The sequence below is a fragment of the Bacteroidia bacterium genome, from assembly GCA_023228875.1.
Taxonomy (GTDB): domain Bacteria; phylum Bacteroidota; class Bacteroidia; order NS11-12g; family UBA955; genus JALOAG01.
The window spans coordinates 1-12,981 of the sequence record JALOAG010000023.1 but is presented as its reverse complement, the minus strand read 5'-3'; the positions used below and the strand labels follow the sequence as shown (position 1 = coordinate 12,981).

Sequence of the window (12,981 nt, the reverse complement as noted above, 5' to 3'; positions counted from 1 at the left end):
TGAATACTTTTTGGCACCTGCCTCCATAAATAATGCGAATGCAGTCAAGCCTTCATAGAAGCTATCAAAATTAAAATGCAACAATGATTTTGCTGTTACAATAAGTTTATCATACCCGCTTTTAGTGTCTGCTTCTGCATTGTAAACGTGTTGTGTCAAGATTTTGTAAGTTACATAACGTTCAGCATGCTGTGCCTTGTACAATTCTAACAACTTGCTAAGAAACTCGCTGTCAATGTATTTAAACTTTGGCTTGCCTTCATCTGTATCCCTCATGCCACCATGTTCATTCGTGTAACGCTTGCCACTGTCTTTGATTGGCTTGATAGTTGGTTTCATTTCATCAACTTTTTTGTTTTCAAATGTTTTCATTCTTTTCCCTCCTTGTAATATTCTGGTCCGCTTATCAACTCGACAATTATTAAATCATTGTATGCCTCCTTGTATCTTACGTGCCAGCCATCAAAACTTATTGCTTGCCAGCTGCTTGTCGGGGTAATGTCAACACTGACCTCTGCTGACCTGAATTCAACAAGAAACATTGCAGTAATGTTGGTAGGTGTTACATGTAGTAGAAATTCATTCCTGTTATACTTGTTTTTAATTGTTACGTGTATCTCATTATCTTTGGATACTGTTCCTTGTTGCAACGGTTCGCCAGCAAGGAATGATTTTAGCAATATTCCAGGTTTGTTAGATTTGAAAAACTGTATGCCTCTGTCACGGATTGCAACTTTTCCATTCTCTGACTTGAATTCGTTCATTTGTATTGATTTAAATTCCTTCATGCATGCCTCCTTATTTTTCTTTTTTATAATGTTTTATTATTTCACTGTATGTTGGTGTTATAAATATATTTTCTTTTCTGCGATTTATTGCAATAGTGTATATTGTGTCAACCGTGCTAATAAGTGAATTAGAAAAACCATAAAATCCATCGCAAGTATGCAAGGTAGTATATCCAGTTGAGTTTTTTCTTCCATGTCTGCCTCTTTTACTCTTCTTCAACCACGACAGTCAGTACGCTACCTTTTACCATGCAAGTCAATGTCCAGTAGTCAACTTGCAAGGTTTGTTGCAGCATGCCTTCGTGAAAGCCTGTTAGTTTAATTAATGTTTGAATGGAATTAGTTTCGTCCGTGTCTTCTGTCTTGTTGATTGTTACACAATTCCTGCTGGCTTCTATTTCAATGTCTGTAAAGTAGTCATAACTGTGAATTTTACTCAGTGAAACAATTATGCTGTCCTCATGCTGTATTGTTTGCACGGATATTTTTTTATCATACTTAATTTGCGCTGTTTTGTCGATAGATTTATATGTTTTCATTCTTGCTTGTTTCCTTTTTTAATATTGCTATCTTGTATTTTAAAAGCTTTGCATTATATCCAGCCTCTTGTAGGTTTGCAACAAATTCTTCAAGAGTGTCTGCTTTTAATCTTTTGCTAATGTTTTTCAGTCCTTCATCTTTCAGTAATTGAATTGCTAACAAAGGTGCTTCATTGAATTCAGGTAAACATTCATAATGCTTTGTCAATCTTTTTGCTTTTTTAAAACCATATATTGGTGCCGCTTCACAAGCCCGTGCAGTCAGTGAAATTCTGAATAGCAACATGTCTTCTAATTTTTCATACCGCTCTAAGATTTCTTCTGCTGTAATAACAGACTTTCTACTGACTGTGGTTGCTGGCTTTGGTCTTTCATGGTATGTTAAATTGTTTACATTTGGCAAATCCAACAGTTGTACCGCTTCTGACGGGGTAAGCCCAAAGGATTTGCGAATTTTTTTCAAATCTGTTTCCTTCATTTTTTCTTTGCCCGTTTCAAAATAACAATTTTATTGGTAAACAGATAAGCTTCATATCCTATTTTGTTTAATTTTTCTACAAGCTCTTCTAAGCTGTTTGAAATAAGGTTTTTACCCAGCACACTAAAACCTTCTTTTTGCATAAACTGTATTGCGACAATCGATGCTTCATATGGTTTTGGTGAAACATTATAATATCTTGCTGGTATATCAATACTTGACTTATTTCCATACAGTGGTTCTATGGTGCAAGATTCATCTGTAAACATTACACGGAATACAAGTGAATTTGTTAATCCTTTATACATTTGAAACAATTCCTTTTCTCCAAAGGGAATATTTTCTGGCACCCTGCTTAATCTCGGGCGTTCAATCTGTGCTATGACATTCCAGTCAGGTATGTCTATCATTTCTGCTATTTCTCTTAAATTAAGTCCTAAAAGAAGTCTTAATTCTCTTGCGTTGGTTGGTTTTTTCTTCTTTTTTGTATTCATTTTTCTTTCCTTTTTATTTATATCCTGTTAATTCTTTCCACTTATTGCTTGCGTGCATTGCTATCAAGATTGCTTCAGCACGTCCATGCTTGCGAACCGCTTTTGTACCTGTTACCTGTCTGAATAAACCCTCACTGCCTGGATACATGTTTGCAGCAATGTCTGTCAATTCATCTCTGTTTTTTGTGTTGTGCTGCTTCATGATATCCGACAGTAAAACCGGTGTGTATGCAATTTTCAACAATTCAAGAATAGTTATTGTACTGTATGAATATCTGGCAAGCGACAAGATTATACCTGGCGACAATTTACCTGCTTTAATCATGTTGCTTAAAGAGTGTGTTTCAAGTCCTGCTATGAGGTTAAAATTGTCTTTCATTCCTTTTAACGTGCTGTAAAGCTCTCTTGTGTCAAGTTTTTTCTTAACAATTGGCAAGTCGTCAACACGGAATAAAACATTGTCGCTTGTTATAAATGCAACCGCACCTGACGGTCTCGGTGCAATGCCAACAAATAATGTACTCACTTGATTTCCTTTCTGTCTATGTATTCCAAAACTGCTTGTGTGATAATCTGACTGCGTGTCCTGCCTCGCTCTTTGGTGTTGTTGTAATCATCAAGCTTGCGTAAGACTGCCTTGTCGATTGAGATGTTTACTCTTTGAACATTGCTTTCTTTTGCTATTGCCATTATGCCTCCTTCTTTCTTTTAATATTCTTTCAAAAATTCATAAAAAGTAGATTGCTTGCCGTGATAGCTAACAATCAAGTTTTCCTCAGCACGTGTTACTGCTACATATAAAAGCCTTTTTTCGGCGTCAATTGTTTCTTTATACAAGCTTGCTCGCTGGCTGGGGAATATCTTCTGTGTTAAACCTATCAGAAAAACAGTGTTTGCTTCTAAGCCCTTCGATGCGTGAATGGTCATAAGCTTAATCTTTGCATCAGGATTTGGCTCTCTTGCTTGAAAAATGGATAGTAGCAAGTTTTCTGTTGTTTCAAAAACGTCAACAATCTCAATGAATGCTACAAGAGCATCCCTCATTTTAGATTTATCATCAACACTAAATGTTTCATCAATGTATTTGAAATAATCAAAAGCTTCTATAAATTCATTCATCATGCTTGATAGAAAGTTTTCCTCGCACTGCTTTTGGTGGTATACTTTGGATAGATTATTTATTTTTTCTACAAGTTCATCCCACTGCTTCTGACCAAAGGTTGACAGTTTTGCATTGTGCCCTTCTTTCAGTAATGCGTCTTTGTCGATGCGTGGTAGCATTTTACAAGCGAATTTAAACAGTCTTTTTAGCACGTTTGGTGGATATTGACCTGGCATACGACAAAGCTGTAGTAACATTGATAAATCAAGCACGGTTTCAGAATTTAACATGGATTCCTTTGAAATGCTGTATGGAATTTTATTTAAAAGAAATAACATTTCCAAAGGTAACAGTTGAGCATTTGTACGTGCCATAATAAAAAAGGTTTGCTGGTCATCGTTTACTTGCTTTAAATAAGAAACAATGCTTTCAGCTTCTTCTTTCCTGCTAACATATTCATTAAAAACTACCTTGCCTGTAAGATTAGAATTTGTCTCAATTGGCTCGTCTTTGAGCATCTGTGTCGCAACGTGGTTTGCAAGCTTTAATACCTCTTTAGAGTTTCTGTAAGTCTTGCTTAACGTTGTTTCTTTTGCTTCAGGATAGTGTGCTTTAATGTTTTTTAATAGCTTGTAGTCGCCACCCCTCCATTCATAAATAGATTGTTTCCAGTCTCCTATCATAAATAAGTTTTTACTTTCCTCAGCCATCATTTTAATACAGTTAAACTGCAGTAAGTTTGTGTCTTGAAATTCATCTACTAAAATGTAATTCCATTTATCTTGTGCGTATGAAAGTATTTCACCCTTGTCAACAAGAAATGCTTCATACATGTCGATAAGCAAATCATCATAGTCAATGCCTTTCTTGCTTGTTTCATACTCTTTGTAAAATGTATCAAGGATAGCTAATGCAAAATAGTTTGGCAAGCCGTTATCTTTAGCACCTATGCCCGAAAGTTGTACAACTTGTTTATAATGATTGTAAATCTCATTTTTTTCTTTATTGTTTAATTTAGTTGTGTTTTTAGTATTGAAAAAGAATTTCCTAAACTTGTTTAACGGTTTTATGTAAAGATTTTTTGATAAGCCTATAAAGCTTTTAATATCTTTGGCTGTTAAACCGTTTTTATCGATAACTTTGTACAGTTTATGTTCAGCAATAAGCCTGTAAATAATGATATCTTGTGCATGGTCTTGAATAATCTTACCAAATCGATACTTGCCTGCATCAAGTCTTGACAACAAGCTATTAAATAAAGCGTGAATTGTTTCAACTCGCACCTCGCCGTTATCAATGCGTCCTTTTAATTCGTCTTTTGCATTGCGTGAGAAGGTAATTGCAAGAATTTTACCTGGCTGTACGCCTTTGTCAATTAGCTGTTTCACCTTTTGTACAAGCATGTAACTCTTGCCTGTACCTGCACTTGCTTTAACAACCTCTATCATTGACTGCCTCCACTGTTTCAAAGTCAAGCATTCTGACGATTGTATCATATAAACCGTCTGCAATGTCGCTGTTATCCAGCTGGATATAATACTTATAATTTGCAACTGACTGCTTCAAGTGTTGCAATGCTTGCTTTTTTGTCTTATCTCTCCATGTCAACGAATCTGTTTCAAATTCAATTACACGTCTTGATAAGTAAATTAGGTAGTCAGTCAACAAGGAATGCTGTGCGTCCGTGCGACTGGCAAAACTGTATCTTTTTAAAAGTGTTCCTTTTTGCTCGAATTCAAGCAAGATTTTTCTTTCCATGTAGTCTGCATGGATTATTATTTTTATCATTTTATTCCCTCCTGTAACAGTCCTTTTAAATTTAATATTTCAGGTGTGTCCTCGACAAAAGGAATGCCGATATACTCGCTTCGATTTTTGTTTGTTTTAATTTTAATCTGAATTAATTCTTGCAATTTTTCTACAAAGAGATTAACCCCGCCAGCGAACCACATTGGCAAAATGCCCACCCTGCCAAAGCGTGATTTGTTTATAACTATCAATGTTTCACCGTTGTTGGGAATATGCCCTTCGTCATCAAAGGTGCTTCTCAAGTTAGGAGGTACTGAATGCAAGAAGAATGCAGATGCTGCTACTTGCTCAATTGCACTGCTTTCCATAAGGTCAGCCAAAACTGGTATTCTGTTGTTTTGCTTCTCAACGTCTTTACCTATTTGAGATAGCAACATTACAACAGTGTTTAATTTCTTTGCTACATGGTTTTTAATAGTATTCATTGCGCGAACCAAAACCACTCGCAAGTCTTCACTCTTGCCACCGGTAATCAGTTGTGCATAGTCAATACAGATTAAGTCGATTGGTTTTTGTGCATTCAATGCAGCTGCACGGTTGACAATCGATTCCAACTCGTGGCACTGTTCGTCAACAATCAAGTCAATATGGTTTGCAATAATAAAAGATTTAAAAACCTGCATTTCTTTAAGCTTTACTTTTTTGTCCATTTTTAACCATATCTCGCTGTCAATGTTTGCATGCCTGCAATAAATCTTCTCAAGCAATTCCATATTTGTCATTTCTAATGAGAATATAACAACCCTCTTTTTTTCAATGAATGCGTTATGGTATGCCGCTTGTATCATGAGTGAGGTTTTGCCTTTACCTGGTCTACCTGCCACGATGTAAACATTGCCTGGTCTCATCAAGTCGTGCGAATCAAGCTTGTTAATGCCAAAGCCGATAAGATTTCTGTCAACCTTGCGTCCATGAAAGATATCTTCTGTTAACTCTTTTTCATAGCTCGCAACAACCATGTCAATACTTTTTGGTTTTGAAATACCTAAGTCAATGTTTGAATTGTACCTGGAGACAATTTCAGCCATAATGCCTGAGCTCTTGTTTTCTGTCATTGCTTTTTGCAATTCAACCATCATGGACTGATAATTTCTTGCTTTGTAATGCTCGGTAACAATGGACAAATATGCTTCAAGCTTGTTTTTGTCTTCTGGTTGAAACAAATCTGAAACAATGCTACTGGGTACCCGTGAACCGTGCGGAATGCGTGTTAAGTAGTGAGAAATGGTAATAGCATCAATAGCAAAGTTTGTCTTAAACAGTTCATAAATTGCCGTGTACAACAAGCGGTTTATGTCTGTAAAATATTCAGGCAAGATGCTTTCAGAAACATAGCCTAAGATTTCTTTATGCTGGCAAAACAGTCTTAATAAGCCCTGTTCAGCATCATATGAGCTAACTGAAATGGTTTGTGCATTCATGCTACAGTACCTTCAATGTATTTATAAATGGTTTGCGTGGTGCTCTCTCTTCTATTTCTTCAGCATCCTTGACACAAATCAGGTAAATATTCTCATACTTTGTTACCCCGTTAGAGCTTAGCTTGCGTAATTTGCCTATGGATAGCAAGTTATCTTTCCAAAACCTATGGTGCAATGATTTATTTAAAACCATTACAATGTCATTTATGTCTTGCTTGTCTTTAACAATCAAATCTGTTAATGTTTTTATAGCTCTTTGCTTATTCATGTTGACAATACATTTCATGCTTTGATACTTTTTTTCCTTTAATTTGCACTTGTGCCACCATTCAATGATTGCTTCATGCACTGTTTCATACTTATTGCTTTTTACAAGATGAGCCAAATACTCGCCGTCTTCAATCTTAGAATAAGTCTCTTTTGATATAATTAATGGTATTTTCTTTACTAACATTTAATGCCTCCTGTTTTAATATGTTTTCTTGTTTCTTCATGTATGCTGTATAAAATGGACAGTATTTGTTTACCTCGCACCAGTCAAGACAACGGGTAGGGGTAGCTGGCCTGTGTTCAATGTATGTTTCCTCAAGATTACAGTTCAAGTCTCTATATGTATTTGCTTCGTTTTGATTATCAAATACTCTGATTGCTCGCTTGTTTCCATGCTTCATTACTGCGTACTTATGGTCTCTCTCCCACCTGTCGTCAGAAGAGCATACTGGCAACTTATCATCGGGTAGTTGGCTAATCTGATTATAATCTTGAATGTATTGCAACAAGGTATGCTCGATAGCAGCATCAGTCATAAAGTTACAGTCAATAATGTTAAATGCAGATAACGGGTACTTGCTGTTGCGAGTTACAGAAGCTTTATCAAAGTCTCTATACAGTTCAACAATTTGCATTTTATCTACCTGCAAGCCGTGTGCCTGCAAGATGTACCTATTTAAATTCATCTGCATGTCATACTGTGGCTGTCTTGTACCATACATATAACTCGATGCCTTTGTTACCTTAAAGTCGATTAAAAGTTTTTCCTCAGGTATGTACAAATCGAACTGCCCTGAGACAATCTTGCCACCTATTTCAATAAAACGTCGTTCTTCTGTTATATACATAGCCTCTTTGCCCAGTGTTTCCTCGCAAAGCAAGTGAAACCCAACCCCCAAAATGATTGCATACAAGTCTGAAACGTCCTTGACTATTTCATCTTTATGCCTGTTTTTTAACAGTGTCATGTTTGCAGGGTCATTGAATTGGGTAACACTAAAATCCTGCTTTGTTTTGGCACCTGAGTAATGCTCGCAAGCCAAAACCTTGTATAAAAAGTCAGGGTAGCCAAAGTTATTTGTCATATTATTTATCAGTTTACTTGTATTTAAACTGCATTCTTTCATCATCTGTCTCCTTTGTCTTTGTATCTATTTCATAATTAATCTGTTTGCTCGTGTTTGCATGCACCATGTCAATACTTTTGAGCAAGGTTTTTAGTGCCTGTGCATACTCATTCATTCTGATTGCAGGTTGAATGTTTTGTGGCAAGCTGTTAAGTCTTGCTCGCACCCTGCTTGCTTGAATGAGTAATGCCTCCATTGACAAAACAGTGTTCTGGTTCATTTGTATGTCCTTAAAAGCCAACCTTTATATGGGTCTTTTTTGATTGTTTCTTTAAAAAATGTATCCAGCGATTGACCATCTTTTTCAATCTTGCCTGTAATATTGTTTTTTGTGTCAAGCAATGCCAAAGGTATGGCAAACTGTGTTTCATTTCTATGGTAAATCTTTGTTTCAGCTCTTCTTAACAATTCTTCAAATTTCATTTTTGAAATGGTATAAGCTGTGTCATAACTGATTTTAAAAGCAATGGTATGCCAGCCAGTACTTTGTGGCAGTAATTCACTGTTGACACAAAAAGCATTTAAATTCCTAAACAGATGGTTTATGCTTTTGTTTATAAAAATTGTGCGACTTTCTGCATCATACATTCCAACTACCATGTTTTTACCGTAAGACTTGATTGTTAATTCTTTCATTACTTGCCTGCCTGTTGTTGCTGTTTCTTCTCTTTTTGCAAGTTTTTGATAAATCTAATTTTTGCTGGTTCAAGAGCGTCTTCTTTGGCTGGTGTGAAATAGTCCTTGAAAACAATTTCTTCCAAAGCGTTTACATAAATTCTAACTGCTTCTTGATTTTTTTGCATTATTTTTAGCTCGATTGTTAAATAAATAATGCAAAACAATGCAATTACAAGCAGTGTGTCTTTGATTATTCTGAATGTATTTTTCATATCTCTCTCCCTTTTGGTTGATACAAGGCAGGCAGGACTGTTGATAGAAGGAGATAATGTCCTGCCGCCCTGTAATAATTCTGTAATAATCCTGTAATAAATTATTTAAAACAAATCAAACCCGTGCGATGTTGGTGTTACTGTAACGGGCTTGCCCAGTTGTTGGTCAATTGCACTATTCATCTTGACAAAGCGTGCAGCATCAAAACTCTGTCCTAAGCGTGAAACAAGCAATTTTCTTCGGAATTCAATTTCATCCCTGCCAAATAATTCTGTTTCACGGAATTCGCCTTTTTGTGCTTTTTCAATTGCATTGGCGTAAGTTTTATTGATATTTTTCTCAGGGTCGTTATCAGGCAAGTTAATGCCGTTATGCAACTCTGAAAGCGATTGTTTTGTACCAAAGGTGTATACCTCCCAAATTGAAAAAGAAGGGAATTGAGGTGAGCTGTAGTCAGGTACAGAAATTACCTCTGGTGATTGGCGTTCTTGTCTGTGCATAATTGGGTCTTCTTGATATGAAACAATTGGCGTGCGGGAATATCCGTTGACGTGAATGCGTTGGAATTTATGATAGCAGGTAATCACTGCATAAAATGGTTTGTTTATAATGTCAACAAGTTGAGGTTTCATCACCCCTTCTTTCCATTCTTTGATATCAGCTATCCATGCCCTTGCAGGTGTTTCAGCAATGTTCCACTTTTTTGCTGTCTCGTTTGTCAAGTCAGGGTTTAATAGCCTTCTGATTGTGTTGACTTTGTCTTTGGCTTTTTTGTGGCTGTTTTGCTCTTTGCCGTTTATTCCAGTTAGAAACATTGTATCCAAATCGATTTCTGACACAACATTTTTTGTTTCCTCATCAAGAATTTGTATCCTAATGTCAATCATTGCAACTCTTGAGTCGCTAACATTGACCACTGCTTGCTTGATTTTTGTTAAAAATATACCAGGATACTTTGATTCCCCTCTTTCCTTTGCCAAATCTTCAATTTTGCTGTCGCCCATGTTTTCAAATATTGTTAAATCTAACATTTTGTCTCCTTTTTTTTACTTTATTTCAGGCAGGGTAAGTATTATTTCCGTGCCTGCATTGGTTTTTATGATTATTGGTCGGGTAGATATTATTGCATCCAAATAACGTGATTTAATCTTATCTAAATCAGTAACGGATACAATGCCTATATTTCCTTCGATAATGAGCTTAACGGCTTCTTTTGAAAGAATAAAGCCAACCTGTATTGTGTGCTGTGATTGCAATTCTTTTTTCCGCTTCATGTTGTTAATATCAGTGATAGAATAACGGGAATGTGTACCGTCTGAATAAGCTATGACATGGTGATTGTTTTTCATAAGCGGGTACAACTCGCTTAATGTAAACAAATCTATTTTTTCTTCGATATAATTTGCCTGCTTGATTGCTTGCAAGGTTGTGCTTAATCTGTCTTGCGTTAAGCCACGTTTGCGAACTGGTGTTGTAAACAGAATGCTACTGTCGCTGTTAGATGAAAACAGTTGTAAATGCTCGTTACCATCAAAACCATACTCGACAGTATTTCCAAAGTCTTGTACAATTTCAAGAATTTCCTTGTTGAAAAACGTGAATTCCTGGTCAGTGTTGCAATGCTTGATTGCTATCATTGCATTTGTTACAATGGCTTGCATGCCTGTATCAATGACGTAATAGTGCATGAATTTCTTGTTTGCTGTACCTTGTGCATGCTTGCGTGCCGATTTGAATAACTCAACCACTTGTGGCTCGATTTCTATCTTACCTTCTGAATGAAACTGGTCAACTCGCAAAAAGTTATAATCTTTGATTGTTTCATTCTTCAAAACATGCTGTTTCCCGTCTGTTGAAAAAACAACAGTATAAGTCTCTCCTGCAAAAGATTTGGTTGAATATCCTGCAACATTTTTATACTTGATTGCCTCCTGTAGCATCAAGTGTTTCCAACCAACTTTTTCATCGTTTAAACAGTTTGCAAATTCAATCTTGATAACCTTGTTGTCTCCCAAAGCAATAGTAAATTGCATGGTGTTAAAATCAATAGCTTCATAAAGCATGTATTTATCAGCAAAGCGTGCATGATATCCATATGCTTTAATCCTACTAAAGATTTTTGTTAACAAGTTTTTTTGTATGCTGTCAAGATTAAACATTTTTCTGTCCTGCTTTTTCAACAAGGTTTCTAAGTGAGGTTGACTTGCCTGAACCCGATGCACCGTTGATAAGAATGTTTGGTATTCTGTACTCGCCAGGCTTGCCTTCATAGTACTCATAAACCCTGTACAAGATAGAATTCAAGTCGTTTGGCACGTATAACTCATCATTGTTGTACATTTCCAAAGGTGTTTTACATGTATAGCCACTTAGCATAGATGTTTGAAACCTAAAACGTTTTGAAATGTCTTGCTCGTAACGGTCGGGGACCGCTGCAAGCACTATAGTGAATTCTGCTTCTACCTTGCCTGACATTGCTTTTCCGGGTATATAAGCACGTCTGTCAATAAGTCCCTGTTCGTCAAGCAATTCATCAAAATGTGAGAATAGCACAACTGGTATTGGGAAACTGTTAAGCCCTATCCAAAGGTCTGAAACTCCGCCTTGAAACAAGCCAAAAGCATTTCTTAAATCTTTGGAACCGCTGGCGGTATTTGTTAACTTGTAGTGCACCAGCATATGCTCAAACAGTTTTGTCAACGTGTCGATTACTACAAGCTTTACCTTGCTGTAGTCAATCTTTCTACCATGCCTGTCAACGTCGCCGTCAACCTGCATTATTTCCTGCCCCGTTTTTACAAGCTTTAACTGTCTTAAATAAAAATTAAAGCACCCAGCAGTATTGTCTACTGGTGAAAAACGGGTAACTTGCACGTCCACAAATCTTTCAATATTTTTAAAAGGCAGTGTGTTATTGTCTGTATTCAAGACAAGCACTTCGCCTTCTTTGAATATTGGCTTATGGACACTTTGTTGTTTTTCCATTTAATCTCCTTTCTGTTTCCATTAAATTAGCTTAATGCTTTTTGTCAAGCTTTATTTTAATATTTCCCGACAAATAATTCATAAAGCCTTTGCATGCAAGCAATTAAACCATTAAACATTTTTTTTAATTAATTCCATTTTAGGTTTTGTTTCAGTGCTTTTAATGTTTGTGAAACGAACGCTGTGTTGTAATTCTATCAGTGCTCGCAAGTATTCTGACAATGAGGATAGCTCGCAAGCCTCCTGTCCTGCTTTTAGTGTCTCATACATTGCTTCTGAAACACGTGCATATATTACTTTTGTTTTTTTATTCATGATATTTCCTTTGCTATTTCTTTTAAATCATTTCCAATAAGGCACTTTTGGTTTTCTATATAGCCAAAGATGCTTATGCTTATTGTTGCATGTTTTTCAAAACTGTATGCTGTTACAAGCAAGTTTCCATCATCTTGTGCAAGCATACTGATTTCCATATCGACTAATGCGTCCATAATCTGATAAAACCTGTTGAACGTTTTATTGATTGGCTTTGAGTTAAGAATAGTTTTTTCTTCACCTGCAGCCAAAAAAAAGTGATACTTTTTAAGCGTTTCTAACATTGCAATGTTTTGTATTAGCTCGCTGGTTTGCATGTTTAAAGCTCTTTTATAGCTTTTTATAAACGATGCAATGCCTCCAAATCCTTGAGAATTTGCAAATTCAGAAAAAGTTTCCCTGTCTCTTGCAATATTATTTGTCCAAATTAGCATTTTTCTTGCCTCCTGTTTTTTAAATTTGGTTGTTTTGGTCTTTTTTGCCCTTTTCAAAGCTTGTTTTTGGCTCTGGCAGCGGGTTTGCATGGTTGTCATACATTTTTCTCGCATATCTTACTCCTAGTTTCAAGTTACCTAGTTTCAAGTTACCTAGTTTCAAGTTACCTAGTTTCAAGTTACCTAGTTTCAAGTTACCTAGTTTTTGCAACAAGTTTGGCAAGCCAAAAGGCTTTATGTTATATATATAAACAATGCTTTTTTTTTCAAGCCTTTTTTCAAGCCAAAAAGCCTGAAACATTATAAGGAATATATATATAATAAGTAA

The 12,981-nt window shown here is 36.0% G+C and carries 21 protein-coding genes; all 21 read right to left on the bottom strand.

Features of this window, described 5'->3' with window-relative positions; genetic code table 11:
* Positions 1-372, bottom strand: a 372-nt coding sequence (locus tag M0R38_11800; protein MCK9482415.1) for a hypothetical protein, incomplete at its 3' end; no start/stop codon positions are given.
* Positions 369-788: a hypothetical protein gene (locus tag M0R38_11795; protein MCK9482414.1), complete on the bottom strand. Its 420-nt coding sequence runs from the start codon at positions 786-788 to the stop codon at positions 369-371. The genes M0R38_11800 and M0R38_11795, both read right to left, overlap by 4 nt.
* A gap of 206 nt (positions 789-994) precedes the next feature.
* Complete coding sequence (locus M0R38_11790; GenBank protein ID MCK9482413.1) at positions 995-1,327, bottom strand: hypothetical protein; 333 nt, start codon at positions 1,325-1,327, stop codon at positions 995-997.
* Positions 1,314-1,805 carry a hypothetical protein gene (locus tag M0R38_11785; protein MCK9482412.1) on the bottom strand — a complete coding sequence of 164 codons (492 nt, stop codon included), beginning with the start codon at positions 1,803-1,805 and terminating at the stop codon, positions 1,314-1,316. Before M0R38_11785 ends, M0R38_11790 begins: the two co-directional genes overlap by 14 nt.
* Positions 1,802-2,299 (bottom strand): hypothetical protein, encoded by a 498-nt coding sequence (locus M0R38_11780; protein MCK9482411.1) that lies wholly within the window; start codon positions 2,297-2,299, stop codon positions 1,802-1,804. Before M0R38_11780 ends, M0R38_11785 begins: the two co-directional genes overlap by 4 nt.
* A gap of 13 nt (positions 2,300-2,312) precedes the next feature.
* The gene (locus M0R38_11775; protein MCK9482410.1) at positions 2,313-2,825 is read right to left on the bottom strand and encodes a hypothetical protein; all 513 of its coding nucleotides are present in this window, start codon (positions 2,823-2,825) and stop codon (positions 2,313-2,315) included.
* Positions 2,822-2,989, bottom strand: coding sequence for a type II toxin-antitoxin system HicB family antitoxin (locus tag M0R38_11770; GenBank protein ID MCK9482409.1), 168 nt, complete (start codon positions 2,987-2,989; stop codon positions 2,822-2,824). Before M0R38_11770 ends, M0R38_11775 begins: the two co-directional genes overlap by 4 nt.
* Positions 2,990-3,007: 18 nt before the next feature.
* Positions 3,008-4,849 (bottom strand): ATP-dependent helicase, encoded by a 1,842-nt coding sequence (locus M0R38_11765; GenBank protein ID MCK9482408.1) that lies wholly within the window; start codon positions 4,847-4,849, stop codon positions 3,008-3,010.
* On the bottom strand, positions 4,833-5,189 hold the full coding sequence (locus M0R38_11760; protein MCK9482407.1) for a hypothetical protein: 357 nt from the start codon (positions 5,187-5,189) through the stop codon (positions 4,833-4,835). Before M0R38_11760 ends, M0R38_11765 begins: the two co-directional genes overlap by 17 nt.
* Entirely contained in the window at positions 5,186-6,631 is a 1,446-nt protein-coding gene (locus M0R38_11755) for an AAA family ATPase (protein ID MCK9482406.1), read from the bottom strand. Before M0R38_11755 ends, M0R38_11760 begins: the two co-directional genes overlap by 4 nt.
* Position 6,632: 1 nt before the next feature.
* Positions 6,633-7,085: a hypothetical protein gene (locus tag M0R38_11750; GenBank protein ID MCK9482405.1), complete on the bottom strand. Its 453-nt coding sequence runs from the start codon at positions 7,083-7,085 to the stop codon at positions 6,633-6,635.
* Complete coding sequence (locus M0R38_11745) at positions 7,036-7,986, bottom strand: hypothetical protein (GenBank protein MCK9482404.1); 951 nt, start codon at positions 7,984-7,986, stop codon at positions 7,036-7,038. Before M0R38_11745 ends, M0R38_11750 begins: the two co-directional genes overlap by 50 nt.
* A gap of 13 nt (positions 7,987-7,999) precedes the next feature.
* Entirely contained in the window at positions 8,000-8,248 is a 249-nt protein-coding gene (locus M0R38_11740; GenBank protein ID MCK9482403.1) for a hypothetical protein, read from the bottom strand.
* Positions 8,245-8,664: a hypothetical protein gene (locus M0R38_11735; protein ID MCK9482402.1), complete on the bottom strand. Its 420-nt coding sequence runs from the start codon at positions 8,662-8,664 to the stop codon at positions 8,245-8,247. The genes M0R38_11740 and M0R38_11735 overlap by 4 nt, the downstream gene beginning before the upstream one ends.
* On the bottom strand, positions 8,664-8,918 hold the full coding sequence (locus tag M0R38_11730; protein MCK9482401.1) for a hypothetical protein: 255 nt from the start codon (positions 8,916-8,918) through the stop codon (positions 8,664-8,666). The genes M0R38_11735 and M0R38_11730 overlap by 1 nt, the downstream gene beginning before the upstream one ends.
* 105 nt (positions 8,919-9,023) lie before the next feature.
* Positions 9,024-9,950, bottom strand: coding sequence for a hypothetical protein (locus tag M0R38_11725; GenBank protein ID MCK9482400.1), 927 nt, complete (start codon positions 9,948-9,950; stop codon positions 9,024-9,026).
* Between the two features lie 15 nt (positions 9,951-9,965).
* The gene (locus M0R38_11720; protein ID MCK9482399.1) at positions 9,966-11,078 is read right to left on the bottom strand and encodes a hypothetical protein; all 1,113 of its coding nucleotides are present in this window, start codon (positions 11,076-11,078) and stop codon (positions 9,966-9,968) included.
* Positions 11,071-11,904, bottom strand: coding sequence for a hypothetical protein (locus M0R38_11715; GenBank protein MCK9482398.1), 834 nt, complete (start codon positions 11,902-11,904; stop codon positions 11,071-11,073). Before M0R38_11715 ends, M0R38_11720 begins: the two co-directional genes overlap by 8 nt.
* Positions 11,905-12,015: 111 nt before the next feature.
* On the bottom strand, positions 12,016-12,219 hold the full coding sequence (locus M0R38_11710) for a hypothetical protein (protein ID MCK9482397.1): 204 nt from the start codon (positions 12,217-12,219) through the stop codon (positions 12,016-12,018).
* On the bottom strand, positions 12,216-12,653 hold the full coding sequence (locus M0R38_11705) for a hypothetical protein (protein MCK9482396.1): 438 nt from the start codon (positions 12,651-12,653) through the stop codon (positions 12,216-12,218). The genes M0R38_11710 and M0R38_11705 overlap by 4 nt, the downstream gene beginning before the upstream one ends.
* 19 nt (positions 12,654-12,672) lie before the next feature.
* Positions 12,673-12,981: hypothetical protein (locus M0R38_11700; GenBank protein ID MCK9482395.1), on the bottom strand; the 309-nt coding region annotated here is incomplete at its 5' end.

Excerpts from the sequence above, each read along its gene's own strand:
- M0R38_11795 (MCK9482414.1), bottom strand. The coding sequence starts at position 788 with ATGAAGGAATTTAAATCAATACAAATGAACGAATTCAAGTCAGAGAAT.
- M0R38_11790 (MCK9482413.1), bottom strand. The coding sequence starts at position 1,327 with ATGAAAACATATAAATCTATCGACAAAACAGCGCAAATTAAGTATGAT.
- M0R38_11785 (MCK9482412.1), bottom strand. The coding sequence starts at position 1,805 with ATGAAGGAAACAGATTTGAAAAAAATTCGCAAATCCTTTGGGCTTACC.
- M0R38_11780 (MCK9482411.1), bottom strand. The coding sequence starts at position 2,299 with ATGAATACAAAAAAGAAGAAAAAACCAACCAACGCAAGAGAATTAAGA.
- M0R38_11770 (MCK9482409.1), bottom strand. The coding sequence starts at position 2,989 with ATGGCAATAGCAAAAGAAAGCAATGTTCAAAGAGTAAACATCTCAATC.
- M0R38_11765 (MCK9482408.1), bottom strand. The coding sequence starts at position 4,849 with ATGATAGAGGTTGTTAAAGCAAGTGCAGGTACAGGCAAGAGTTACATG.
- M0R38_11760 (MCK9482407.1), bottom strand. The coding sequence starts at position 5,189 with ATGATAAAAATAATAATCCATGCAGACTACATGGAAAGAAAAATCTTG.
- M0R38_11755 (MCK9482406.1), bottom strand. The coding sequence starts at position 6,631 with ATGAATGCACAAACCATTTCAGTTAGCTCATATGATGCTGAACAGGGC.
- M0R38_11750 (MCK9482405.1), bottom strand. The coding sequence starts at position 7,085 with ATGTTAGTAAAGAAAATACCATTAATTATATCAAAAGAGACTTATTCT.
- M0R38_11745 (MCK9482404.1), bottom strand. The coding sequence starts at position 7,986 with ATGACAAATAACTTTGGCTACCCTGACTTTTTATACAAGGTTTTGGCT.
- M0R38_11740 (MCK9482403.1), bottom strand. The coding sequence starts at position 8,248 with ATGAACCAGAACACTGTTTTGTCAATGGAGGCATTACTCATTCAAGCA.
- M0R38_11735 (MCK9482402.1), bottom strand. The coding sequence starts at position 8,664 with ATGAAAGAATTAACAATCAAGTCTTACGGTAAAAACATGGTAGTTGGA.
- M0R38_11730 (MCK9482401.1), bottom strand. The coding sequence starts at position 8,918 with ATGAAAAATACATTCAGAATAATCAAAGACACACTGCTTGTAATTGCA.
- M0R38_11725 (MCK9482400.1), bottom strand. The coding sequence starts at position 9,950 with ATGTTAGATTTAACAATATTTGAAAACATGGGCGACAGCAAAATTGAA.
- M0R38_11720 (MCK9482399.1), bottom strand. The coding sequence starts at position 11,078 with ATGTTTAATCTTGACAGCATACAAAAAAACTTGTTAACAAAAATCTTT.
- M0R38_11715 (MCK9482398.1), bottom strand. The coding sequence starts at position 11,904 with ATGGAAAAACAACAAAGTGTCCATAAGCCAATATTCAAAGAAGGCGAA.
- M0R38_11710 (MCK9482397.1), bottom strand. The coding sequence starts at position 12,219 with ATGAATAAAAAAACAAAAGTAATATATGCACGTGTTTCAGAAGCAATG.
- M0R38_11705 (MCK9482396.1), bottom strand. The coding sequence starts at position 12,653 with ATGCTAATTTGGACAAATAATATTGCAAGAGACAGGGAAACTTTTTCT.